This window comes from Leisingera sp. CC-HEC093, from assembly GCF_059429195.1.
In genome coordinates this window covers 884,142-907,864 of record NZ_JCAIJR010000001.1, presented here as the reverse complement: position 1 = coordinate 907,864, position 23,723 = coordinate 884,142, and the positions used below count along the sequence as shown (strand labels likewise).

The 23,723-nt window shown below is 61.1% G+C and carries 23 protein-coding genes; 20 read left to right on the top strand and 3 right to left on the bottom strand.

What is annotated here, in order from left to right:
• Nucleotides 1-10 precede the first annotated feature (10 nt).
• The 9 genes from AC5STB_RS04515 (at nucleotide 11) to AC5STB_RS04475 (ending at nucleotide 8,963) form a co-directional block, all read left to right on the top strand.
• Nucleotides 11-1,141 carry an acyl-CoA dehydrogenase family protein gene (locus tag AC5STB_RS04515; RefSeq protein WP_495441785.1) on the top strand — a complete coding sequence of 377 codons (1,131 nt, stop codon included), beginning with the start codon at nucleotides 11-13 and terminating at the stop codon, nucleotides 1,139-1,141.
• Between the two features lie 3 nt (nucleotides 1,142-1,144).
• A complete protein-coding gene (locus AC5STB_RS04510) occupies nucleotides 1,145-1,570 on the top strand; it encodes a PaaI family thioesterase (RefSeq protein ID WP_495441784.1) in 426 nt (141 codons plus the stop codon).
• A complete protein-coding gene (locus AC5STB_RS04505) occupies nucleotides 1,567-2,346 on the top strand; it encodes an oxepin-CoA hydrolase, alternative type (RefSeq protein ID WP_495441783.1) in 780 nt (259 codons plus the stop codon). Before AC5STB_RS04510 ends, AC5STB_RS04505 begins: the two co-directional genes overlap by 4 nt.
• 10 nt (nucleotides 2,347-2,356) lie before the next feature.
• The gene (locus AC5STB_RS04500) at nucleotides 2,357-3,361 is read left to right on the top strand and encodes an NAD(P)H-dependent flavin oxidoreductase (RefSeq protein ID WP_495441782.1); all 1,005 of its coding nucleotides are present in this window, start codon (nucleotides 2,357-2,359) and stop codon (nucleotides 3,359-3,361) included.
• A 23-nt stretch (nucleotides 3,362-3,384) separates the two neighbouring features.
• Nucleotides 3,385-4,905: a class I adenylate-forming enzyme family protein gene (locus AC5STB_RS04495; protein ID WP_495441780.1), complete on the top strand. Its 1,521-nt coding sequence runs from the start codon at nucleotides 3,385-3,387 to the stop codon at nucleotides 4,903-4,905.
• 176 nt (nucleotides 4,906-5,081) lie between these two features.
• A complete protein-coding gene (locus AC5STB_RS04490; RefSeq protein WP_495441779.1) occupies nucleotides 5,082-6,152 on the top strand; it encodes a C4-dicarboxylate TRAP transporter substrate-binding protein in 1,071 nt (356 codons plus the stop codon).
• A 60-nt stretch (nucleotides 6,153-6,212) separates the two neighbouring features.
• Nucleotides 6,213-6,710 carry a TRAP transporter small permease gene (locus AC5STB_RS04485; protein WP_495441778.1) on the top strand — a complete coding sequence of 166 codons (498 nt, stop codon included), beginning with the start codon at nucleotides 6,213-6,215 and terminating at the stop codon, nucleotides 6,708-6,710.
• 41 nt (nucleotides 6,711-6,751) lie between these two features.
• The gene (locus AC5STB_RS04480; protein ID WP_495441777.1) at nucleotides 6,752-8,092 is read left to right on the top strand and encodes a TRAP transporter large permease; all 1,341 of its coding nucleotides are present in this window, start codon (nucleotides 6,752-6,754) and stop codon (nucleotides 8,090-8,092) included.
• 67 nt (nucleotides 8,093-8,159) lie between these two features.
• The gene (locus AC5STB_RS04475; RefSeq protein WP_495441776.1) at nucleotides 8,160-8,963 is read left to right on the top strand and encodes an IclR family transcriptional regulator; all 804 of its coding nucleotides are present in this window, start codon (nucleotides 8,160-8,162) and stop codon (nucleotides 8,961-8,963) included.
• A gap of 554 nt (nucleotides 8,964-9,517) precedes the next feature.
• On the opposite strand, the gene AC5STB_RS04470 is transcribed toward AC5STB_RS04475, so the two are convergent.
• A complete protein-coding gene (locus AC5STB_RS04470) occupies nucleotides 9,518-10,216 on the bottom strand; it encodes a winged helix-turn-helix transcriptional regulator (RefSeq protein ID WP_495441775.1) in 699 nt (232 codons plus the stop codon).
• A gap of 124 nt (nucleotides 10,217-10,340) precedes the next feature.
• Between AC5STB_RS04470 and AC5STB_RS04465 the strand changes: the two genes are divergently transcribed.
• Nucleotides 10,341-11,141, top strand: coding sequence for a class I SAM-dependent methyltransferase (locus AC5STB_RS04465; RefSeq protein WP_495441774.1), 801 nt, complete (start codon nucleotides 10,341-10,343; stop codon nucleotides 11,139-11,141).
• Nucleotides 11,142-11,208: 67 nt separating this feature from the next.
• On the opposite strand, the gene AC5STB_RS04460 is transcribed toward AC5STB_RS04465, so the two are convergent.
• A complete protein-coding gene (locus AC5STB_RS04460) occupies nucleotides 11,209-11,625 on the bottom strand; it encodes an RrF2 family transcriptional regulator (protein ID WP_495441773.1) in 417 nt (138 codons plus the stop codon).
• A gap of 238 nt (nucleotides 11,626-11,863) precedes the next feature.
• Here AC5STB_RS04460 and AC5STB_RS04455 point away from each other — a divergent pair, with 238 nt between their 5' ends.
• From AC5STB_RS04455 to AC5STB_RS04445, 3 genes are all read left to right on the top strand, one after another.
• On the top strand, nucleotides 11,864-12,904 hold the full coding sequence (locus tag AC5STB_RS04455; protein ID WP_495441772.1) for an NAD(P)H-dependent flavin oxidoreductase: 1,041 nt from the start codon (nucleotides 11,864-11,866) through the stop codon (nucleotides 12,902-12,904).
• Nucleotides 12,901-13,602: a 5-formyltetrahydrofolate cyclo-ligase gene (locus AC5STB_RS04450; protein WP_495441771.1), complete on the top strand. Its 702-nt coding sequence runs from the start codon at nucleotides 12,901-12,903 to the stop codon at nucleotides 13,600-13,602. The genes AC5STB_RS04455 and AC5STB_RS04450 overlap by 4 nt, the downstream gene beginning before the upstream one ends.
• 214 nt (nucleotides 13,603-13,816) lie before the next feature.
• Nucleotides 13,817-14,119 (top strand): hypothetical protein, encoded by a 303-nt coding sequence (locus AC5STB_RS04445; RefSeq protein WP_495441770.1) that lies wholly within the window; start codon nucleotides 13,817-13,819, stop codon nucleotides 14,117-14,119.
• A 473-nt stretch (nucleotides 14,120-14,592) separates the two neighbouring features.
• Here the strand turns inward: AC5STB_RS04445 and AC5STB_RS04440 are convergent, their stop codons facing one another.
• Nucleotides 14,593-15,465, bottom strand: a complete 873-nt coding sequence (locus tag AC5STB_RS04440) for a LysR substrate-binding domain-containing protein (RefSeq protein WP_495441769.1) — start codon at nucleotides 15,463-15,465, stop codon at nucleotides 14,593-14,595.
• A 179-nt stretch (nucleotides 15,466-15,644) separates the two neighbouring features.
• On the opposite strand from AC5STB_RS04440, the gene AC5STB_RS04435 reads away from it, so the two are divergent.
• The 7 genes from AC5STB_RS04435 (at nucleotide 15,645) to AC5STB_RS04405 (ending at nucleotide 23,702) form a co-directional block, all read left to right on the top strand.
• Nucleotides 15,645-16,397, top strand: coding sequence for an HAD family hydrolase (locus tag AC5STB_RS04435; protein WP_495441768.1), 753 nt, complete (start codon nucleotides 15,645-15,647; stop codon nucleotides 16,395-16,397).
• Nucleotides 16,394-17,320, top strand: coding sequence for an ABC transporter permease (locus AC5STB_RS04430; RefSeq protein WP_495441767.1), 927 nt, complete (start codon nucleotides 16,394-16,396; stop codon nucleotides 17,318-17,320). Before AC5STB_RS04435 ends, AC5STB_RS04430 begins: the two co-directional genes overlap by 4 nt.
• Nucleotides 17,321-17,323: 3 nt before the next feature.
• Nucleotides 17,324-18,208, top strand: coding sequence for an ABC transporter permease (locus AC5STB_RS04425; RefSeq protein WP_495441766.1), 885 nt, complete (start codon nucleotides 17,324-17,326; stop codon nucleotides 18,206-18,208).
• A gap of 46 nt (nucleotides 18,209-18,254) precedes the next feature.
• Nucleotides 18,255-19,805, top strand: coding sequence for an ABC transporter substrate-binding protein (locus tag AC5STB_RS04420; RefSeq protein WP_495441765.1), 1,551 nt, complete (start codon nucleotides 18,255-18,257; stop codon nucleotides 19,803-19,805).
• A 56-nt stretch (nucleotides 19,806-19,861) separates the two neighbouring features.
• On the top strand, nucleotides 19,862-20,689 hold the full coding sequence (locus tag AC5STB_RS04415) for a metallophosphoesterase family protein (RefSeq protein ID WP_495441764.1): 828 nt from the start codon (nucleotides 19,862-19,864) through the stop codon (nucleotides 20,687-20,689).
• 3 nt (nucleotides 20,690-20,692) lie between these two features.
• A complete protein-coding gene (locus tag AC5STB_RS04410; protein WP_495441763.1) occupies nucleotides 20,693-22,372 on the top strand; it encodes an ABC transporter ATP-binding protein in 1,680 nt (559 codons plus the stop codon).
• 170 nt (nucleotides 22,373-22,542) lie between these two features.
• A protein-coding gene (locus AC5STB_RS04405; RefSeq protein ID WP_495441156.1) for an IS3 family transposase occupies nucleotides 22,543-23,702 on the top strand; the annotation gives its coding sequence in 2 pieces (ribosomal slippage) (nucleotides 22,543-22,801 and nucleotides 22,801-23,702; 1,161 coding nt in all).
• Nucleotides 23,703-23,723: the final 21 nt, after the last annotated feature.

Below are 23,723 nucleotides of genomic sequence, written 5' to 3'. Positions count from 1 at the left end.
AGCAGGCGACATGGATTTCAATCTGACCGAAGAACGGATGATGCTCCGCGATACGCTGCAGCGGTTTCTGGCGGACAAGTACTCGCATGAAAACCGCCGCGCGCTGATTGCGTCGGCTGAGCCCTATGATACCGGGGTCTATGCCGGGCTGGCAGAAATGGGCGTGCTGGGGGCCATGTTCCGCGAGGAACAGGGTGGTTTCGGCGGCGAGGGTTTTGACCTGACGGTGGTGTTCGAGGAGCTGGGCCGTGCGGGCGTAGTCGAACCGGTGCTGCCGGCCGTGCTGGCGGGCGGGCTGATTGCAGGCCTCGGCAACGAACGCCAGTGCGGGCTGGCGGATGAGATTATCGCCGGCACCCATGTGGCCGCGCTGGCGCAGGGCGAGGCTGGCGCGCGCTATGACCTGAACCATGTGGAAACCACGGCGTCTGCCGACGGCGATGATATCGTGCTGAACGGTCTCAAGACCCATGTGCTCTATGGTGCTGAGGCGCAGACGCTGGTGGTCTCGGCGCGGGAGGCTGGCGCGGTTGCGGATGCGGCAGGCATTTCGCTGTTTCTGGTGCCGGTAAACACGCCGGGCGTGACCGTCAATGGCCATCGCAACATGGACGGGATTCCTTCTGCGACGGTTACCTTGGACGGGGTGCAGCTGACGGATGCGGCCCGGCTGGGTGCTGCCGGAGAGGGGCTGGACGCGCTGGAAGCCGCTGTTGCCCGTGGCCTGACAGCCATCTGCGCAGAGGCGTTGGGGGCAATGGAGGCCGCCAAGGACCTGACCATCAGCTACCTGAAGGAGCGCAAGCAGTTCGGTATGCCGATCGGTAAGTTTCAGGCGCTGCAGCACCGTATGGCGGATATGTTGATCGAGGTGGAGCAGGCGCGCTCAGCCGTGATCAACCTGGCAGGCAACCTGAATCAGCCGCGTGATGTGCGCAAATTCCACGCCAGCGCCGCCAAGAACCTGATTGGCCGGGCCGGGGCGCTGGTGGCCGAGGAATGCATCCAGATGCATGGCGGCATCGGCATGACTGATGAATATGCGCTGTCTCATTTCGCCCGTCGGCTGACGATGATCGACCATCTGTTTGGCGACTCCGATTACCATTTGGAGCGCTTCATCGCGCTTAAGGCAGGATAAGCTATGCCGTTGGTCCGCCCTGACAGACCCCTGCTCCCGCTGTTTGAAGCGATGGGTTATGGCGTCGAACTTGACCCGGACGCGGTTGAGGCGCATTGCGCGCTGGAGATTTCTAGCCTGCATCTAAATCGCCAGGGCGGCTTGCATGGCGGAGTTGCAGCGACGCTGCTGGACACTGCCAGTGGTATAACTGCCAGCCTGTCGTGCGATCCGCGGGGCACCACCCCTTTCCTCACCCTATCGCTGAACGTCAATTACATGGCAGTGGCTCGGCATGGTCGCGTGCGGGCGACCGGACGGATCACTGGGGGCGGCGGCACAACCAAATTTGTCTCTTGCGACCTGCGGGACGAAACGGGGCGGCTGATCGCAGCCTCCACCGGTGTCTTTAAACGCGTGCGCGGACCAGCAGTAGAGGATGCGGCATGAGTGCGCTCTATCGGCATGAGGTCCGCGACAGGACCCTGGTTATCTGGAACTGCAACTCGGCAATGCGCAATGCCCTGTCTTATGAATATTACCAAGGCTTGCTGGACGGATTGGCGCGAGCGGCAGGGGACCCTGCGATTGCGGCGGTGATCTTGGCGGGCGAGGGCGGGTTCTTTTGCTCCGGCGGCAACTTGAACATGCTGAAGGAGCGCCGCGCGATGTCCTTTGAAGAACGGCAGGTGCAGATCGGGAGGCTGAACGCCTTGATCCGTGCGGTCCGGGACTGCCCCAAGCCAGTGATTGCAGCGGTCGAAGGCGGCGCGGCCGGGGCCGGGCTGTCCCTGGCGATGGCGGCGGACATGATCGTCGCGGAAGACGGGGCCAAGTTCACTCTGGCTTATGTCAAAGCGGGCCTGGTGCCAGATGGCGGCGCCACCTATGCCCTGACACAGGCACTGCCGCGGGCAACTGTGGCGCGAATGGCTATGCTGGCGGAACCGCTCAGCGCTGAGCGGATGCACCAGCTGGGTGCGGTGACGGAGCTGGCTCCCAAGGGGCGCACCTTGGCGCAGGCCGAAGCCTTGGCCGATGCGGTGGCCCGTGGCCCTGAGATTGCGATTGCGGACATCAAGAAGCTTCTCAATCAGGCCGAAACCGCCAGTTTCGAAGACCAGCTCGACCATGAACGCGATGCCATGGCCAAGGCCCTTGGCGGTGACGAGGCCCAGGCGGGCATCGGCGCCTTTCTCAGCAAAACACCCCCAGTATTCCGGTAAGGAGACCGACATGATGCATACTTCTGCTCTTCCTGCGATTTTCGACACGCCTGTGACCCGGACCTATGGCACCCGGCTGCCGGTTGTGGCGGGCGGCCTGCAATGGCTGGCCAATGCCGAATATGTATCGGCTGCGGCACGGGCGGGGATAATCTCTTTCATCACTGCGGCCAGTTTCCCTAAGATGGACGATCTGCGTACCGAGATCCGCCGCTGCCGCGAGATGTGCGATGGCAAGCCATTCGGCGTCAATGTCTCGATGATCCCCAAGTTGGTGCCGGGGGAGAAGACCGAGGAGGTGTTCAGGTTGATCGCGGACGAAGGCGTGCAGTTTGTTGAAACCTCCGGGCGCAGTCCCGAGGCGTTTATGCCCATCCTAAAGGATGCCGGGATCACCGTGCTGCATAAGGTGCCCAGCCTGCGCTATGCGGTGAAGGCCGAACAGGTGGGAGTCGATATGGTGTCGATTGTCGGCGCCGAATGTGGCGGCCATCCCGGAATGGATATGGTGGGCAGCATGGTCAATGCAGGCCTGGCTGAGGACCGGCTGACCATCCCCTGGCTGATCGGCGGCGGCATCGGGCACGGCAAGCAGATCATGGCCGCGCTGGTGATGGGTGCGGCGGGCGTGGTGATGGGCACAAGGTTCCTGGTTGCCAGCGAGCTGACCGCGCATCCGGATTACAAGCAGGCGATGGTGAATGCGAGCGAGTTGGACACGCAGCTGACCATGCACTCGGTGCGCAACACTGTGCGCAGCCTGCGCAACCAAACCACCGAGACAGTTGCCAAGCTGGAGCGCGACAATCCGGAGATAGGCATTCAGGAACTGCTGAAGCATGTGTCCGGCAAGATAGGGCGCCAAGCCTATGCCACTGGCGACGTCTCCCAGGGGCTGCTGTCGGCGGGCCATGCGCTGGGGTTTGTGGACAAGGTGGAGCCTTTTGCCGAAATCACCGCCCGGCTAGAGGCTGAGGCGCTGGCGGTTTTCGGGCGGCTGGGCCTGGCGGCGTGAGGGCGCAAGGGAGGAGAATAGACATGCAAAATCGCGTACACGGGCTTTTGCAGGCAGCCGCTGACGCCCGCCCCGATGCTTTGGCGCTGGTAGATCAGGATGGCCGCCGGCTCACCTGGATGGAAATGTCCCAAGCGGCATCCGCCGCGGCGCAGCAGTTGAAGGCCGCGGGTGTCCAGCCCGGCGACCGGGTGGTTCTGGTGTTTGAAAACTGCACCGAGGTGATCGCATTCTTCTTTGGCGCAAGCCTGCTGGACGCATCCGCGGTTGCCATCAATGCGCGGCTGACCACGGCTGAGCTGGACCGGATATTTGCCCACTCCGACCCCAGTGCCGTCGTGTTCACAGCGGCCTCATCCGCGGCGGCCCGAACCCATGCGGATCACTACGGCGCCCAGGACGTGCAGGGCGCCTTTGGCGCGGCAGCCCTGATGCAGCGCGCGGGTGCTGCGCCGGAACCGGTGTCAGGGGACGGGCGCGAACAGATCTCCCTTCTGCTTTACACCTCAGGCACAACCGGCACCCCCAAGGCCGCGATGCTGACCCATGCCAACTTGATTGCAGGGGCGGCGGCCGCAGCCGAGGTGCGGGGCATTAAAAAGTCGGATGTGACCTATCTGGCGCTGCCGCTCAGCCATATTTTCGGACTGGTCACCATGCTGTCTGTCACCCTGGCGCAATCGGCGATGCGGATGGAGGCGCAATTCTCGGCAGAGCGCCTGTACCAGGCACTGCAGGAGGATGTGACCCTGCTGCCCGCGGTGCCGCAGATGCATGCGCATCTGTTCAACTATGCCCGCTCCCACGGCAAGCCGCGCTATGATGCGGGAAAACTGCGGTTTGTCTCCTCGGGCGGTGCGCCCCTGGATCCGGCCTGGAAACGCGAGGCAGAGGCGTTTTATGGCCTGCCGTTGCAAAACGGTTATGGGCTGACTGAGGGCACGGCGGGTGTCTGCGCCACCCGCAACGCATTCGGCGATCCTGACATCAGTGTCGGCCTGCCGATGGGCGATTGCATCCTTAAGCTCGACTTGGAGGCGCCGGGCGCTACTCCGGAGGAAGGTATAGGAGAGATCCTGGTGGGCGGCCCGCAAGTCATGAAGGGCTACTTCCGCGATCCGGAGCAATCTTCGGTGGCATTGACCGAGGACGGGTTTTTCCGCACCGGTGATCTGGGCCGCTTCGACGATGAAGGGCGGCTGCATATTGCCGGGCGCACCAAGGAGCTGATCATCAGGTCCGGCTTCAATGTCTATCCGGTGGAGATTGAGGCGGCGCTGACCGAGCATCCCGATGTAGTAGTGGCAAGTGTCGTGGGCCGTGCCGTTGAAGGCAACGAGGAAGTCCTGGCCTTTGTCAGCGCCGCCACCGGCAGCAATGTAAAGGAAGCTGAGCTGAAATCCTTTCTTCATGACAGGCTTGCGCCCTACAAACGGCCGGCACGTATTATTGTGGCTGCTGCCCTGCCTGCCGCGCCGACAGGTAAGATCCTTAAAGCGAAGCTGATCGAATCCTTTGCCAGCGAACTGGCTGAAAGCGTGTGATCTGCTGCGCCAATTTTGTGTCCTGCAGAGGAGCAGAAGAGGGAGGCCTGTTCTGTTACGTGTCAAATGCAGGTAGCTTTTTAAAATTCCAATATGTGAAATAAAATTCTGGACATGAGTTTAAAATTCTACATAGTGAAATTAAGAGAGTGGCTTTTGAGGAGGAGATGCCAGCCATGGGGATGATTAGGAATATTCTGGGAGGGCTGACCATTGCGGCCGGTCTTGGTGCGACGGCGGTCTCTGCGGAGACCGTGATTTACTACGGCCACAGCGGCCCGGATCGGGGCACGGTTCCTGCCGCGCTGAAATGGTACAACAGCCGTATCGGTGAGCTGTCGGAAGGCGATCTGAAGATGGACATCCAATGGGGCGGCGCGCTGTTCAAGGCAAGCGCGGCAGTGCAGGGGATCGGCGACGGGGTGGCGGATGCCGGGTCGATCATTGCGGCCTATTTCCAGAAGGAAATGGCAGCCTATTCGCTGGCGGACTTTCCCATCGGCGGGCCGAATGCCTGGGTCGCCATGCGTGCAGCCGACCGTCTGATGCGGTCGGAACCGCAGATTACCGAGCATCTGGCCCGCCAAAACCTGGTCTATATCGGCACCTTCACCGCCTCGGCTGTGAATGTTGCCTGCGCCGGAGAGCCGATCCGTTCGGTTGAGGACATCAAGGGCAAGAAGGTTCGCGGCGCCGGCGTTTACGGCAAGGTCTTTGGCGAAATGGGCGCAACCCGTGTGAACCTGTCAGTCTATGAAGCCTATCAGGGGCTGGACACCGGGCTGATCGACTGCAGCCAGGGCTATGACTACATCGTTCCCTCGCTGAAATGGGACGAGGTGATCGACAGCTATACTGTGCTGAACTGGGGACAGATCGGCGGCTATGGCATGTTCATGAACAAGCAGGTTTTTGACAGCCTGGAGGCTGGGCAGCAGCAGGTGCTGATGCAAGCGGGCGAGGAACTGGCGGATCAGTTTGCCAAGATTGTGACCGGTGCCAACAGCAAGGCGATGAAGGCGATGACCGCAGGCGAAACCGCCCGCAAGATCGAGGTCATCGAGCTGAGCGATACTGACAAGGCTGCCCTGAATGAGGCGGCGGAACCCTTTATTGCGGATTGGATGGAAAATGCCCGCAGCGTTGGTCTGGATGCGGACCGGCTGATGGCCACCTACACCGCAGCAGTGGCTGAATTCACGTCTGAGTTCGAAGCCAAGGGCTACCCTTGGACGCGCAGCAACTGATCAAGGTGGAACAGGGGTCGGGTGGTGGCAGCGCCGCTGGCAAATGTGAGGGAGGACAAGATGCTCCACAGGCTGGAACGGGTTTTTGTAGATATATCGGCGGCGGCCATCATTCTGCTGGCGCTGTTGATCTTTGCCGATGTGGTGGCGTTGAACCTGTTCAACAGCTCGGTGCCGGACACCATCGTCATCGTGCGCGAGCTGATGGTTCTGGCGATCGTGATGCCCCTGGCCGCCGCAACCGCGCAGCGGGCGCATATCGCGGTGGAGTTTCTGACCAATCTGCTGCCGCCGCGCGTGTCGGGTTGGCTGACCGTATTCGGCACCTTGTTCGGCCTCTTTGCGCTGACGCCGATCCTGTATTCCGGCGGCCGGGAGTTTTTGCATCAGTGGCAGACCGGCAGTGTGTTTTATGGCGATCTGAACCTGCCGCAATGGCCGGGGCGGCTGGCCTTTACCCTTGGGATTGCGCTGGGATGGCTGCGGCTTGCGGTGATGGCTGCCGGTGATGTGCTGACCCTGCTGCGCGGCGACGAAATCGCGCTGCACAAAACCTGACATGCATCTGACATTCAACAGACCTGCCGAGGAGACTGCCCGTGGATCCCGCCTTGATTGGCCTTGTGGCCTTCGCCGTTATGCTTGTGCTTCTAGCCGTTCGTGTGCCGATTGCCTTTGCCCTGATCGGCGTGGCGACGCTAGCGGCCTTTACAATATTTGCGTTCCGCACTGGCACCTTCATGCCGGAACGTGCCTTCCGGGCGACCTCGTCGCTGGTCTTCAATAACTCATTCGATCTGCTGCATTCCTTTGATTTGTCGATGATCCCGCTGTTCATCGCGCTTGGCAACATTGCCTATCGTGCCGGTATCACCACGGCGGTTTATGACGCGGCCAAGGTCTGGTTGCTGCGCTTGCGCGGCGGCATCGCGGTGGCCTCAGTGATGGGCTGCGGCGGGTTTTCCGCAATCACCGGCTCCAGCCTAGCCTGCGCCTCGACCATGGGCAAAATCTGCACTCCGGAGATGCTGCGCCTTGGCTATGACCCAAGGCTGGCAACCGCCAGCGTCGCGGCCGGGGGTACACTCGGCTCTCTGATCCCCCCGAGCATTTTGTTTATCATCTATGCGATCTTTACAGAGACCTCGGTGAACAAGCTGTTCATTGCCGGCATTCTGCCGGGGCTGCTGACGCTGGCGGGGTTTGTCCTGGTCATTGCGATGTGGATCAGGGCGGATCCGAAGGCGGTGCCAGCTTGCGGCGAGGCCGCCAGCTTCGCCGACAAGCTGGCAGCGTTCCGAAGAGCATGGCCCGCAGCGGTGATCTTTGCAGTTATCGTGATCGGGATTTACGGCGGATACTTTACCGCCACCGCGGCAGCCGCGGTGAGCGTTGTGCTGACTGTGCTGATCGGCCTGGTGCAGCGTCAGCTTGATATGGCAGGCATCTGGCAGGCGGTCCGGGAAACCTGTTTGCAGACCGGCGCGATCTTCTTTGTTGCGGCGGGTGCCAAGATATTTGTCGCGGCGATTGCGCTGACGGGCATGGCGCCCGCGCTGGTGGATTGGGTAGCTCAGGCGCAGCTGTCTACGGGCACGCTGCTGTTTGCGATCTGCGTCGTCTACCTGATGCTGGGCATGTTCCTCGACCCGATCGGAATCATGGTCCTGACCCTGCCGCTGGTGGTGCCGCTGGTGGAATCCTACGGGCTGAACCTGATCTGGTTCGGCGTTGTTGTTGTGAAACTGCTGGAGATCAGCCTGATCACCCCGCCGGTGGGGCTGAATGTCTTTGTGCTGTCTAATGTTGTCGGCAAGGACGCCCCGGTGGGCATGGTCTTTTCCGGCATCTGGCGGTTCCTGAGCGTTGATGTGGTCGTGCTGCTTCTGCTGGTGGCGTTTCCGTCGATCTCTCTGGTGCTGTCAAATGCGGTTCAGTAGTATCGGGGGCCAGCGGACAGCGAATACCCCGCTCGGGCCGGGTGCCCGCATAGATACAGGGAATACCATGCCAGCCGATGCATCGGACAAGAGATTTGCAAATACACTGGCGCGGGGCCTGACCATCCTGCGGGCCTTCCGCCCGACGGATGACGGTCTGGGCAACCTTGAAATCTCAGAGCGCACCGGCATTCCGCGGCCGACGGTTTCCAGGCTGACCTTCACCTTATGCGCGCTTGGATACCTGACTCATGGGCGGCGGCACGACAAATACCGGCTCGGTCCGGCGGCGCTTGCACTGGGGAACATCGCGGCCGCTTCATTTGCCTTTGTCGAGATTGCTTCACCGGTAATGCAGCGGCTGGCAGATGCAACCGGCACTCTGACAGCGATCAGCATCAAAGATGACCAGCGGATGCTGCTGACCAGGGCCTGGCGGCCGGTGAACTCATCTGCGATCTGGCTGGATGTCGGCTACCGGATGCCGCTGCTTACGTCTTCCAGCGGTAAGGCGTATCTGGGGGCGCTCAGCGATGAGGAATTTGCCCGCTTCCTTGAAAGCCGAAGCGATGAGCCAGAAGAATTGCTGGCGGAATTCGCGGCAATCAGACTTGCCGCGCATGACGAGATCCTGGCTGACGGCTACACTCTGGTGCGAGGCGGAAGCCGGTTTTCCGAGACCATTAACGCCGCGGCGGTGCCCTACCGTCCGTCTGACTTGGGTGAGCCGGTGGCTTTTCTGGCAAGCTCGACCTCAAAGCAGCTTACCGATCAGCGCATCTTTGACGAGGTTGGACCGGCACTTGCCGAGGCTGTGTCTGAGGTCCGCAGGATGACAGGTCAGCAATCGGCGCTGGTAATGAATGAATAGGGAAACGCGGTCGCTACCGCCGCTGCCGACGGATTGACGGTGTTCTGTCATCCCTCGCGGCGCGTCAGGAGCCATCGTTTGATGGCAGCTTCTCAGGTCGTTTAAGACATTTTTGAGTTTTGCAGCATTCGCCTGGTCGGGCTCATGCCGCAGGTTCACTGCGCCCAGCCCGAATGGCGGATCTCCGAGGCAGAGGCCGTTCGCTTGGTCGGGCTTGGACTAGCAGTGAGGCGGACAAAACCGCCGTTGCCCTTCCGGGTGTTTGCTGACGCAGCATGCGCTCGCGGGTGCGGCGTGGTTTTCGCTGTGAATCAGCATGTGTCGCCAAACCGGCCGTTGAAAGTCAGTCCGAGGGGCCAAATTCATTCCCGCTTTCGCAGCAACGCGGACCGACCAACAAGGAGCCGGACAAAGAGTGAATTCGCCGCCAAAAAACCAATGGCTGCTAGCGACGCTTCGCACACGTTCATACCTCGCACAGCATCCTGTGACTTGGGCTCGAAACCCGATTTCGCCGCGCGCGGCATGAAAGTCTGCCCCCGCGAATGAAAAACCTACGTGTCGCCCGAAACCTCCGCTGGGGATGTTTTTGCCATTGTGTCGAAGTTAAACCAGTTCTTAAGCCGCCGCATGAGCTTTGGCGCAGCATCGACCGTCATCCGTCCGTCTTCTATGGCGGCAGCCAGGGAGACATCTCCGCGATATAACCGGATCAAATCCGCCAATGTGGCCTCCAGAAACAAGTCGGTTCCGCCTCCGGGATCAGAAACGCAGAGATCAAGGTTTCCGCCCTCGCACACAAACCAGTAGAATCTCTTGTGATCCGGCTGGTCGGACACATCGAGCCGGAGCACATGGCGCTCGGGTCCGAACGCCGCCGGGTCTACCGAGTATTCCAATCCCCAAATCAACAGCCCCAAATCAAGTTCGCCTTCGGCAAGCTCGCGCCGCGTCCATCGTTGCCCCCAGATACCAAGCGCGCCCACCAGCGGAAGAAATTCGGCACCGGCATCTGTCAGGTGATAGGTCCAGCTCTTTCCCGTTCCGCTGCGCCGCCGCTCGACAAGGCCTTCGGCTTCCAGTTGGCGCAGTCGCTGCGTCAGGAGCGTCGCAGACATATGCGGCACGCCCCGGTGTATGTCGCTGAACCGTTGCGCGCCGGCCCCGAGGTTCCGGATGACCAGCGCTGTCCAGCGTTCACAAAAGATCTCCGCAGCCTTGGCGATGGGGCAGAATTGACCGTAACTCTTCATGGAGGCCTCCCCTGCTGTGCGCAGAATACCTTAACTTTCTCGTTCATAATACTCCAGATCGTGGAGTATCCACTGGCGAACCTGATTGGCAAACTCGAACTGAAGCTATTGAAAGGAGGCTAAGATGATGGTCGAAACCTTAAGGCCTGAAGCACGGATGTGGGGCCTGCCAGGAAGATCCTACGACGGCATTTCGTTCGGTCTGTCCGACACAATTTCACACACGGTTCAAGCCCTTTGGCCGCGACCCGGCGAACGCATACTTGATATCGGCACAGGCACGGGATGGGCCGCCAGGCTTGCTGCTTGGCGTGGGGCCAGCGTCACGGGCGTTGACATTGCGCCAAGCATGCTCGAAGCAGCCGAGACGCTGTCGGCCGGGTTTGTTCCCCGTCCAGTTTTCCAACAGGCGGCAGCAGAGGAGCTTCCTTTCCGGGATAAAAGCTTCGACGGCGTGATCTCAACTTACGGCGTCATCTTCTCCCGCGAACCATCCAGGGCCGTGGCGGAGATGGCGCGTGTGCTTCGGCCTGGCGGCCGCCTTGCGCTTGCAACCTGGGCCGACGAACCTGATGGCTATATCGCCCGTTTCTTTGCTCTGGTCGGTGAATGGTCAGATGGGCCCCCGCCACCTGCCTCGCCCTTCGACTGGGGGCACTCAAGCTGGTTGAACGCGATTGTCGGCGAGCGCTTCAAGATCGACATTCGCGAACAGGTGACGACACTTTATGCACCGGATGTGGCGACGGTCTGGAATGAATACGTTACTGGCTTCGGTCCCGTCGCGGCTGCGTACGCCGCCCTGCCGCAGGATCAGCGCGACGGTTTCAGAGCGGCGTTCGAAGAATTCCACCGCCCGTTTGCAAGTAGCTTGGGGCTGGCGGTTCCCCGGCTGGCACTTGTCGTCCGCGGGGTCCGGCTTTAAACTGCGAGCCGCTGCGGTCTGGGGCGCAACCCGCTACAACAAGGCGGCCGGGCGTTTCTTGGTGCTCTCAGGCTGCGCGTTGAATCGGCAATGCAATATCCGCAAGTGTTGTCTGATTCAGATCCTCTAGGAACACCGCTTCAGCCTGGCGCAACCTGGCTTTCAAGCGGCAGCGGCCATCAATCGTGCAATCGCCTCCGTCGACGCCAAAGCATTCAACCAGCGCCTGCCCCTGCTCGAGCAACGCAACGACTTCACCAAGCCGGATGTTTTCTGCAGGCATGCACAAGAAGGCGCCGCCACCGGCACCGCGCCGGGTTTCAACAATCCCAGCGCGCGCCAACCGTTGCATGATTTTTGTCAGGTGATTCCGCGAGAGACGGAACTCCTTAGCCAGATCGGCAGTCGAGAACCCTTGCTCTGGCTGGCTCGCCATCCTCATCAGCATTCGAAGGCCGTAATCCGTGAAAGATGTTAGGCGCATGCGGCTTCCCCTCCGTATGAATAAGCATTTACTGTACCCATTAAGGTGCGTAGGCTCAATGCCAGTAGCTGGCCAGCCAAGCCTATGCCGTCACAGCATTCGCAATAGGTGTGTGGTCACCGGCAGGGGCTCGCCGGTAAACTCCCGGCACTGCCCGTTAGAAAAGGCCAGCAACTGGGTGGAGCGCCTTCCATTGAGCGTCCTATCCACCATTTGCACTAAAGGGAGCATAGTTGGAATGAGCGGCCAAAAAGGTGACAACCTGCTGCACACCTCGATTTGCACGCTGCTGGGATGCGACCACCCGGTCCTCCTAGCTGGCATGGGCGGAGTATCCCGCTGGGAACTGGTTGCCGCCGTCTCCCAAGCCGGCGGCTTTGGCATGCTTGGAATGGTGCGCGAAAGCCCGGACCTGATCACCGAAGAAGTCACAAAACTCAGGGCCGCAACTGACCGTCCCTTTGCGGTGAATGTCATCCCCGCAGCCACCGAGCCTGGATTGCTTGATGCCCAGATCAGCTGCTGCCTGGAACTCGGTGTTCCGGCCTTCACATTCTTTTGGGATGTCGTGCCCGATGCCGTTTTCCGGGTGAAGGCGGCAGGCTGTCTCGTCTTGCACCAGGTCGGCACAGTTGAGGCCGCCCGCGCGGCAGGGGCGGCCGGCGCGGATGTGATCATCGCGCAAGGGATCGAGGCAGGCGGTCATGTCCATGGCCGCCGCCCGGTCCGCGACCTTACCGAAGCAATTCTGGAAGCCGTGTCTGTACCAGTGGTTGCCTCAGGGGGTCTTTCTTCCGGCGAAGATCTGGCCCGGTTTCTGTCAATTGGCGCCTCCGGCATACAATGCGGGACCGCCTTCCTAGCCACAGATGAATCCTTTGCTCACCCTTACCATAAGGAACGCGTCGCAGCCTCCACCGGCGGCGATACTGTCCTGACCGATGTCTTCGTCTTGAACTGGCCAATGGGGGCGGCGGTGCGTGTGCTGGAAAACAGCGTGACCAAAGCACTCAGCGGCACCTACCTGGGCCACGACCCGGATGCCCTGCCGCGCGAGGCGATCGCCTGGGACGGATCCCAGCCGCGCCTGCGGTTCAGCACGGATTCTCCTCTGCGGACAACAACTGGAGACCTTGAGGCAATGGCTCTGTTTGCAGGACAAGGCGCGGCGGCCATCAGCCGGATTGTACCGGCAGCAAGCCGTATCGGGAATATTGTCAACGAAGCAGAGCAGATCCTCGGATACTCCCTTTCGCACCGCAGCGGAGCAGGACTATGAGCCGAAGTTCTGATGGTCCGCCCGATCAGAAACGATACGCTTCCTCACCCTGCATGGCTGCGGAGGCCGGACATTACGACCCGCAGGCGGTTTCTCCGCAGCAGACTTCAGACGTCGCCCGCTGGCGCAAGGCAGAACGGAACCGGCTGCGGGCGGAGCGCTTGGCATTGCCGGTTGCTATCCGTCAGTCCGCTGGAGATGTGCTGGCCGGACATCTGCGCGAATTGATCCGGAACCGGTTCTCCGGCGCAAACGGGTGTGTTATTTCCTTCTACTGGCCGATCAAGGGCGAACCCGATCTGCGCCTCCTAATGGCAGAGATGCACGCGCAGGGCGCCGCCATTGCCCTGCCGATCGTCGAGACCAAGGCTGCGCCGCTGGTTTTCCGGCTGTGGACACCAGAGACGCAGCTGGTGCGCGGCGACTGGAATATTCCGGTTCCGCCGCCCAGTTCGCCCGAGCTTATTCCCGGCATCGTCCTTACACCGCTGGTGGGCTGGGCCGCTGGAGGTTTCCGGCTGGGTTATGGCGGGGGATATTTTGACCGTACCCTCGCGGCAATGTCGCCGCGCCCCTACTCCATTGGCATTGGCTTGGAAAGCGCACAACTTCCTTCAATCTTCCCGCAACCGCACGACATTCCTTTGGATGCTATCCTAACTGAAGCCGGCGAAAGGTACGCAAAAGAAGGTGCGTAACGAGCTCCAGCACGTCTGGCGGGCTGACTTCATTGCTATGTTATGAGCGATCTGCAGCCATCTGAGGCTTGACTTAAGTCTACAGCAATAATAGGCATTTCAGATACCAATTATGGGAATGGCGATTTCAGTTTTGGCCAAAGTAGTCCGTTGAGGACATGGCCGCATTGGTGCAGTTGCCCAACTTCCCTTCAATGATCCAAAGGAGAGCGTGATGTTTCGCACTGTTTTTTTCGTCGCATGTCTCATTTCACCTGCAGCAGTGTCTGCTGCCTCGTCTTGCGAGAAGGTCAGGGAACTGGCTGATACCGTGATGTTCACTCGGCAATACATGCCAGTCGAAATGCAGAGCCAGATGATCGCCGTTGGAACCCCGGAACGCGTGCGTATCGCTCAGGAGTTAATCCAAGAGGCATACAGCTGGCCGAAAGTGCCTTCCACTCAATGGAACGCTGCCGCCGACCAATTCGCAGAGCTTGCTTCAATCGAATGCGAAAGGGCAGACCGCACTCACTGAAGGGGCATGTCAGGTTCCTGCTTCGACAAAGCGTTCTCGGTCTGCCTTGAAGCAGCATCCGGAATGACGGGCCGTGTTTCGGCATAAGGCGGCGTGAAATTTTACGCGGTTGCAGCTATATTGGCGCTGCGAGCGCACGTAGCGCAAACTTTATTGATCCCGTGGGCTCCTAGCCGCCTTGCGGCGATGCGGCAGCGGGATAGCAGCAAAATCATCTCGCAGCCTAGGTGCCCGAAGACCGCAGGCAGCCCAAACTGGACATTCCAGTGGCACTGGCATCAACTGATGCCGCCCGCAGGTCTGGGCGGAGAGTGTGATTTCGCTTCTAACGCGAAGGCGCAGTCTGTCTGACCCAAGAGCGGACATTGAGCAACCGACCACATCGTTTTCTTCAGCGATATAAACAAGTGCCGCTAAAAAACCGCGCGCTTTCTCCGACGCCTTTGGGGTCAGGCCCACACGACATGCCAACATCAACGCAATTCGATGCCGTCGATCAGTCCGAAAAGAGCGCGCAGCGTCTCCATCTTGCGTTCGGCCGGAGCGAAGACCACCTCTGCGCTCGACGTGTCGGCGCCGAGCAGCTTAAGCTGCTTCACATCCTCATTGCGCCCCGTACCGGTCCGCCAAACGAACCCGACCCCCATACCGTTGACCACCGCCTCATAGACGCCATCTCGGTTGTCGAGGGTCAAGAACGGCACAGGTGAGACGTCGTGGCGCCGAAAGTAGCGGTCGAGAACCTTCTGCGTCGAAGACCCGGCTGTTCGAAAGATCAACCTCTGACGAAGCAGCTCGTCGCAGGTGACTGAGCCCGCACTGGCCAGCGGATGCGCGGGCGCCACTATGGCGACGACATTGTTCTTTAGAAGTTCCTTGCGGAGGAAGCGTCCGTCCTTGGGCACCTCGGGTAGAATGCCGACGTCCACAGTGTGGTTGATCACCTGCCGCATGATTTTTTCATGCGACCCGGTGGTGACCTGCAAGACCACTTGCGGATAGGCCTTGTTAAAGGCAGCGATCACCGACATGCCGGGCATCGCGTTGCCGAGACCCACCGACAACTCGCCCTTAGATAGAGCGCCATGACGGGACAGCATCTGTTCCGCCGTCCGAAACTCACTGATAACCCGCTCCGCGGCATCACAAAGACGTTCGCACAGCGGCGTCGGGCGCAGCCGCCCTGCCTCTCGAACGAAGAGCACAACCCCGTATTCCTCTTCGAGCTTGCGCACCTGCTGTGACACGCCGGGCTGCGTTACCCCGATCTGCCGCGCGGCGGCGGCAAAAGAGCCTGAATCAGCCACCGACCTCAGCGCCTCAAGCGTGCGAAGGGACAAAGACATGTGGAATCCTCAGTCGGAGTTTGAGTTTTCAAAGCATAGCTTTGCATTGTTACAGCAATGTCACGGCCAGAGCCCAGATCTTCGCCAACGCCGATAAACATTCGAATCCGAACGACCCTTCGCAACCAGACAAACTGAACCGGGGCGCCTTTGCGCCACGGACCAAGGAGCCTTTGCCCGTGGAAACTGCATTGACCGACATCGACACTCTTGCGAGCCACCTTTCACCTGAATTGGTGAAACACGACCGGCTGGTTCTCTGCGACCTGGATGGCTGCCTTGTGTCCGAAGGGCGCGCCTATTCAGATTCGGCACCCTTTCTGGACAGCTGCGGCGAGCGAATGTGGCTGGTGTCGAACAATTCGACCCACTGTGCTGCAGAGCTCAGCGCCGAATTGGCAACACTGGGCCTGAACATCCCTGCCAGAAATATCCTTTTGGCGGGCGAGCAGACGCTGATCCACCTGGCACGCCTCCACCCCGGCGCACAGCTGGCGCTTTTTGCCAGCCCGGTCATGGAAGAGGAAGCGCAGCGGCTGGGCTTTGCCTTGACGCAGGAAGCGCCCGATCTGGTGCTTCTGTGCCGTGACACGCAGATGACACTGGAACGCTTGAATGCGGCTGCGGTGCTGGTGCGGGACGGCGCGCCGCTTTGGGTTGCCAATACCGATACCGCCCATCCCGGCCTCGGCGGCCAGCCGATTGCCGAAACCGGCGCGCTTCTGGCAGCGCTGCGAGCCATGCTGAACGGTGTCCGGTTCGAAAGCATCGGCAAACCGCATCCACATCTGGCCGCTCTGGCGCTGTCGCGTACCGGTGTCAGCGCGGATGAGGCTGTTTTCGTCGGCGACAACCCCGCTACCGACGGCGCCATCGCACGCGCGACAGGAACCCGTTTCATCCAGCTTCAGCGCGTTGGAGCCCCGGCATGACCCACTATATCCTGCGAACGCTCGCCAAGATGGTGCTGACCCTTTTCGTAATCGTAACGTTGGTTTTCTTCGCCACCCGAATGTCCGGCAGCCCGCTGGACACGTTTCTGGGCGACGGCCTGTCCGAAGAGGACCGGGCGCTGATGATCGAATACTTCGGCCTGGAGCTGCCCCTTTGGCAGCAGTACCTCGCATATTTGCGTGGCATTCTCGAAGGCAATTTCGGCCTGTCCTTCATTGAACGGCGCCCGGTGGCTGACATCGTCGTGGAACGCATTGGCCCCTCTCTGCAGCTGCTGGGCAGTGCGCTGGCATTAACGCTGGCGGTGTCGGTGCCACTTGGCGTGGCGGCGGCGCTTTGGCGTGACAGTTGGATCGGCAGTGCGGTTATGGGACTTGCCTTCATCGGCTATGCCGTCCCGAATTTTGTCATCGCCACCTTCATGGTCCTGGTTTTCTCCTTTTGGCTGAATTGGCTGCCGCTGGTCGGCAACAGCACGCCCTGGCATTTCATTATGCCAACGGTGGCGATGTCGGGCGTTCTGATCGCGGCGCTCACCCGCTTTACCCGCAACGCCATGCTGGACGTTTTGGGGCAGGATTTCATGCGCACCGCACGCGCCAAGGGCCTGCCGGAAACTGTGGTGATCCTGAAACATGGGCTGCGCAATGCAGGGGTCACGGTGCTGTCGGTGCTGGGGCTGCAGATCGCCGGCATGGCGGCGGCGGGCAACGTCGTGGTCGAGGCGGTCTTCAGCTGGCCCGGAATTGGCGAGCTGCTGGTGTCATCGGCGATCACCCGGGATTATCCGGTGCTGCAATTCGGCGTGTTCGCCGTGGCCTTTGCCGTGGTCGCCATCAACGCCCTGACCGACATCGCCTATGTCTTCGCCGATCCCCGCATCCGCATGGCGAAAGGATAAGTCATGACCATTTCAACCCACTTTCCCTCCCGTCGCGTGCTCTTGCTGGCTCTCTGGCGTGAGGCGGATGCCATCCAGAAACTGGCGGCCGTAACCGGCGCCGCGCTGTTACTAATGGCCATTTTTGCCCCGGTGATCGCGCCAATGGACCCCCTGCACCAAAGCCTGATCTCGCGCCTGCGTCCGCCGCTGGGGTTCGACCGCTACCGGGACGGTTTCCTGCTGGGCACCGACGAACTGGGCCGCGATGTTCTGTCGAGAAGCCTGTACGGGCTGCAACTTTCCCTTGGACTGGCGCTGGCAGGGGCCTCCATCGGCCTGTTGATCGGCGGCACGCTGGGGCTTGTGGCGGGACTGCGGCGGGGATGGGCCGAAGACGTCATCATGGCGGCCGTCGATTTGCAGATTGCCGTGCCCTTCACCCTGCTGGCGCTCTTGATCCTCGCGCTGTTCGGATCGTCGCTGACGGTGATGATCTGTGTGTTGGGCATCGCCGGATGGGAGCAATATGCCCGCATCGTCCGCGCCGAAGTTCGCAAGATCACCCAATTGCCCTTTATCGAAGCGGCACGCGCTTCGGGCGGCGGCCTACGCTACATCGCGCTGGCCCATGTGCTGCCCAACATCGTCTCGCCGCTGGTGGTGCAGTTCACCCTGTCGCTTTCCAATATCGTGATCCTTGAATCGACAATGTCGTTCCTCGGCCTTGGCGTGCAGCCACCCACCGCGACGCTGGGCAGCATGGTGGGCTATGGCCGCGACTACATGCCGACCGCGCCCTGGATCGTGATTGCCCCCGCCGCCCTGATCATCCTTGTCACCTTTTCCGTGCAGACCCTCGGCGACTGGCTGCGTGACCGCGCCGATGTCCGCCTGCGCGCCCGATAATCAAGAGGCCGAAGACGCCCCCCTACACCCCTCAATGGAGAACACCATGAAAACCCTTCTGATGACCACCGCTGCCACGCTTCTTGCGGGCTCGGCCTTCGCCCAATCGATCACCGTCGGCGCGGCCAATATCTCGGACTACCTCGATCCCGGCCGGGACCATTCCAATGTCGGATCGCAGTTCTATTACAACAGCTTCGACACGCTGATCGACCGCGACCATTCCAAGCTGGAACCTGAATGGGTGCCTGCGCTGGCGACCGAGTGGAAGCTGGTCGATGACACCACGATGGAGCTGAAACTGCGCAGGGGCGTCAAGTTCCACAATGGCGAAGACATGACCGCCGATGACGTCGTGTTCTCGCTCAACCGTATGTATCAGGCGACCTTTGCGCCTTATGTGGTGCGGTCCAAGGATCGCCTGGCCAACTTTGCCGAAGCGGTGAAGATCGACGATTACACCGTCCAGATCAAGGTCGAACGTCCCGAGCCGCTGTGGGAGACACTGGTGTCGCTGCAGCAGGTCATGATCATCCCCGAAGACTACACCAAAGCGCTGTCGGGTGATCCCGAGGTGGCTGAGGACGGCGATTTCGAGGCGTTCTCGCTGACGCCCGTCGGCACCGGCCCCTACGCCATCTCGGAATTTGTTCCAGGCCAGAAGGTCGTCTATTCACGCTTTGACGGATTCTGGGGCGAACGCGCGCCGCTGGAACAGGCCACCGTGATCCGCATCCCCGAAACCGCCAGCCGCATCACCGCGCTGAAAACCGGTGAGGCGGATATCGTCACCAACATCGCTCCCGACCAGCTGGATCTGATCAACGCCGACCCGAATCTCAAGACCGAGGGCTCGGCCACCGCGCTGTTCCACGTCATGATCATGAACGTGAACCACCCCCACCTGACCGACCCCAAGATCCGCCAGGCCATGTCGATGGCCATTGACCGCGACCTGCTGAACGAGGCGTTGTGGCTGGGCAAGGCGGTCGTCCCCTCGACCCACACGATGGAAGAGATGGGCGAGTTGCACATGCCCGAACTCGACACCTTCGAGTACAACCCGGATAAGGCGCGCGCGCTTCTGGCGGAATCGTCCTACAACGGAGAGGAAATCGTCTTTGACGCCTATCCCGTTTACTACACCAATGGTGTTCTGGCCGCGCAGGCCATCACCGAAATGTGGGCCGAGGTAGGCATCAAAGGCCGCGTGAACGTGACCGAGGAATGGACGGGCGCAAGCCCCGACCTGATGGCGCGCAGCTGGTCAAACCCGATGTATTTTGCCGATCCCTTCGGCTCTTTCGGGGTGATGTGGGCGCCCAAAGGCCCGTCCGAGGGGTCGGGCCGCTTCAACACAGACGCGGAATATGCCGCGATCTGGGAACGCTTCCGCTTTTCCGAGGACATCGAAGCGCGCAAGGCCGCCTATGTGGAACTGATGGCGCGCATCAAGCAGGATCCGCCGGTCCTGCCGTTGTATCGCCCGTTCGAAAGCTGGGGCATGCACAGGGGAATTTCCTGGGCGCCGCAGCCGGGACACATCCCCTATGTGCTTGATTTCCGTTCTGGCGCCATCGCGCTTGCCGACAGCTGAACACCTATGGCGCGCCTCGCACAGAGGCGTGCTCCTCCCCTTGCAGGACGAAAGAAATGACACTCCGAATTGCCATCATCACCGACATCCATCACGGCGCTCCCTCTGAAACCAAACGCGGTGATACCGCGCTTGGGCTTATGGCCGAATTTGCCGATTGGGCGAACACCGTGCAACCCGACCTTGTCCTGGATCTGGGGGACCGGATTTCGGACGTGGATGAAGAAACCGACCTTCGGCTCGAAACCGAAGTGGCGGAGGCGTTCAAAGCTGTGAACGCGCCGATCCACCACATCTGCGGCAACCATGACCGCGATTACCTGACCGCTGCTCAGAACGAAGAAATCCTCGGGCAGAGCCTGCAGAGCGAACTTCTGGACTGCGGCGACTGGCAGATTGCCCTGTGGCGGGCCGATCCGAAGATTACCCGCAGCGCGGATCACTACGGTTTCTCCCTGCCTGAAAGTGATCTGCTTTGGCTGTCGCGCGCGATGCAGGCAGCTCAGAAGCCCACCCTGGTGGCCAGCCACGTACCGGTGTCGGGGCACGGACAGGTCGGCAACTATTGGTTCGAGCGCAATGAAGAGGTCTCGCGCTATCCCGAAAGCGACCGCGTGCGCCAGGCGCTGGCGCAGGCTCGGGTGCCAGTTGCCTGTATCGCGGGCCATGTGCATTGGAACACCATTGCCACGGTCAATGGCATTCCGCATCTCACCCAGCAAAGCCTGACCGAGAGCTTCACCACCCAGGGCACACCCGCCGGGGCCTGGGGCATGCTGGAATTGTCTGAGACCCTGCATTGGAAAGTGTACGGCGCCGACCCATTCGAGGTCCGGCTGACCCCGAAGCCCGGGCGCTGGACGCCCCCGATGGGACGGTTCTGAGCCATGCTTGATGCGCCTGTCCTTTCCGTCAAATCCTTGTCGATCGCCTTTGGCAACCATACTGCCGTGCGCGATCTGTCCTTCGACATTCACGCCGGTGAAACGCTCGCTTTGGTCGGTGAATCCGGCTCGGGCAAATCGGCCACCGCGCTGTCGGTGATGCGGCTGATCGAACGCGAGGGCGGGCGCATCACCGCTGGCCGGATCCGGCTGGGGGCCGACGCCCCCGTCGACCTGGCCCAGCTGTCGGACCGGGCCATGCAGCGCTATCGCGGCAACCGCGTCTCAATGATCTTCCAGGAGCCAATGACCTCGCTGAACCCGGTCATGCGGATCGGCGAGCAACTGGGCGAGGTCCTTCGCCGCCATCAGGGCATGAGCCGGGCCGAGGCGCGGATCGCCGCCAAACGCGCGCTGGACCAAGTTCGCATCCCAGATCCAGCGCGCCGGCTGGACCAATACCCGCACGAACTTTCGGGCGGGTTGCGGCAGAGGGTGATGATCGCCATCGCGCTGGCCTGCCGCCCGGATGTGCTGATCGCCGACGAACCAACAACCGCACTGGACGTAACCACGCAGGCCGAAGTCCTGAAGCTCCTGAAAAGCCTGCAACAGGAAATCGGAATGGCGATCTTGTTCATCACCCATGACATGGGCGTGATGGCTGAGGTTGCCGATCGCGTCGTGGTGATGCGCCACGGCAAAACTGAAGAGGTCGCCCATACCCAGGCGCTGTTCGAAGCGCCGCAATCGCAATATGCGCGGGACCTGATGGCCGCAACACCGAAGCTGGGCCTGTCTCCTTTGCGCCCACAGGTGCCCCCCGCGGAACCGGTGTTGAAGGTTGACGGGCTGACCAAAAGCTTTGCCCGCAGCGGCGGCTTCCTCAAGCCTAAGGTCAAGGTTTCCGCCGTGAGGGGCGTGTCCTTTGAGATCCGTCCGGGCGAAACGCTGGGCCTGGTGGGCGAGTCCGGCTGTGGCAAATCTACCCTGTCGCGCGCCCTGATGCGCCTGATCGAACCGGATGCGGGTAGCGTGACCCTTGCCGGACGCGATATCACCGGCCTTGGCCTGCAGTCGCTGCAACAAGCGCGCGCCGATGTGCAGATGGTCTTTCAGGATCCTTTCGCCAGTCTCAATCCCCGGATGAAGGTGCGCGATCTGATCACCGAACCGGCCTATCTGCATAGCGGGCTGAGCGGTCAGGCACGGGCCGATCTGGCCGCCGACCTGCTGGAGAAGGTGACGTTGGACCCGGCGGCGGCGGACCGCTACCCACACCAGTTTTCCGGGGGGCAGCGTCAGCGGCTGTGCCTTGCCCGCGCCCTGTCGGTCTCGCCCAAGGTGATTGTCGCGGATGAGGCGGTCTCGGCGCTGGACGTGTCCACCGCGGCCCGGGTCACGGCCCTGATGCAGGACATCCAGAACCGGTTGGGCATCGCCTTTCTCTTTATCTCGCATGACATCGCGGTGGTGGAACGGGTCAGCCACCGGATTGCGGTGATGTACCGGGGCGAGATTGTCGAAACCGGCGAAACCGAACAGGTGCTGCGCTCGCCCCGGCATCCCTACACCAAAAGGTTGCTTTCTGCCGTGCCCAGCCCGCTTTCCAATAGGCCCAAACGCGCCATAAGGGACTTTTCGACAAAATTTGCTCCGGTATCTTTGGAAAAAGCAACGTAACTTGAAAGCATGACAAGCCCCAAGTGAGGAACGGAGAGATGGTCAATGTTCTGCTACAAATCGGATATTGGCAGCTTTGTTTACAAAGAAAAGGCTTGCGTTCTGACCTGCCCCCCGCAAAATCCCTCACCATGAAGTAGAGTCTGCCCAACCTATGTAGGAGCAGACGAATGCGTAAGAGCCGTTTCACTGAGGCGCAAATCATCGGGATGATCAAAGAGCAGGAAGCCGGGATGCCGACAGCGGAGGTGTGCCGTCGGCACGGCCTGAGCCCGGCGACCTTTTACAAACTGAAGTCCAAATATGGCGGCATGGAGGTGTCGGAGGCCGCGCGGCTGAAGGCCCTGGAAGATGAGAACGCCAAGCTGAAGCGGCTGCTGGCGGACACGATGCTCGACAACGTGGTTTTGAAAGACCTGCTGGGAAAAAGCTGACGACACCGAAAGAGCGGCGAGAGGCAGCGCTCAATGCAATGCGGGATCATGACATCTCGCAGCGCAGGGCCTGTCGGCTTGTCGGTGTCGACCCCAAGACGGTCCGGCGCGAACGCCCGCTCGACCATCCCGAGATCCGCCAGGAGATGAAGGAGATCGCTGGCAAACGCCGCCGGTTCGGCTACCGGCGGATCGGCGTGCTGCTTGAGCGAAAAGGCATGATCATGAACCACAAAAAACTCTACCGCCTCTACCGGGAAGAAGGCCTTGCGGTGAAACGGCGGCGGGGCCGCAAGCGTGCCCGGGGCTCGCGAACGCCGATGCCCGAAGCCACACAGCCCAACCAGCGCTGGTCCCTGGATTTCCTGGCAGACAGCTTCGGCGCGTCGCGGAAGTTCCGCATCCTGGCCGTAAACGATGACTGCTGCCGGGAAAACCTGTGCCTGGCCGCGGACACCAGCATTTCGGGTGAGCGCGTTGCCCGGGAGCTGGACGCGCTCGTCCGGATCTACGGAAAACCTGTTTGCGTTGTCAGTGATAACGGCACGGAATTCACCAGCCGGGCAATCCTGAGATGGGCCGACAGGAACGGCGTGGATTGGCATTACATCGATCCCGGAAAACCGCAGCAGAATGCCTTCATCGAGTCATTCAACGGAAGCCTGCGGGACGAGCTTCTCAATGAAGAGCTGTTCGATACCCTGGACGATGCCCGCCGCAAGCTGGCGCTGTGGCGCTACGATTACAACAACGTCAGGCCGCACTCTTCGTTGGGGAACAGAACGCCAAAGCAAGCGCGGCAGGCGCTTGAGCAATTTGAGGGCTCCGCGCCTGCCGCGCTTGCCAAGCCCGAAACCGACGACTACCAAAATCAAACCCGCAGACTCTCGTCATGAGCGAGGGACCCGCGGGGGGCA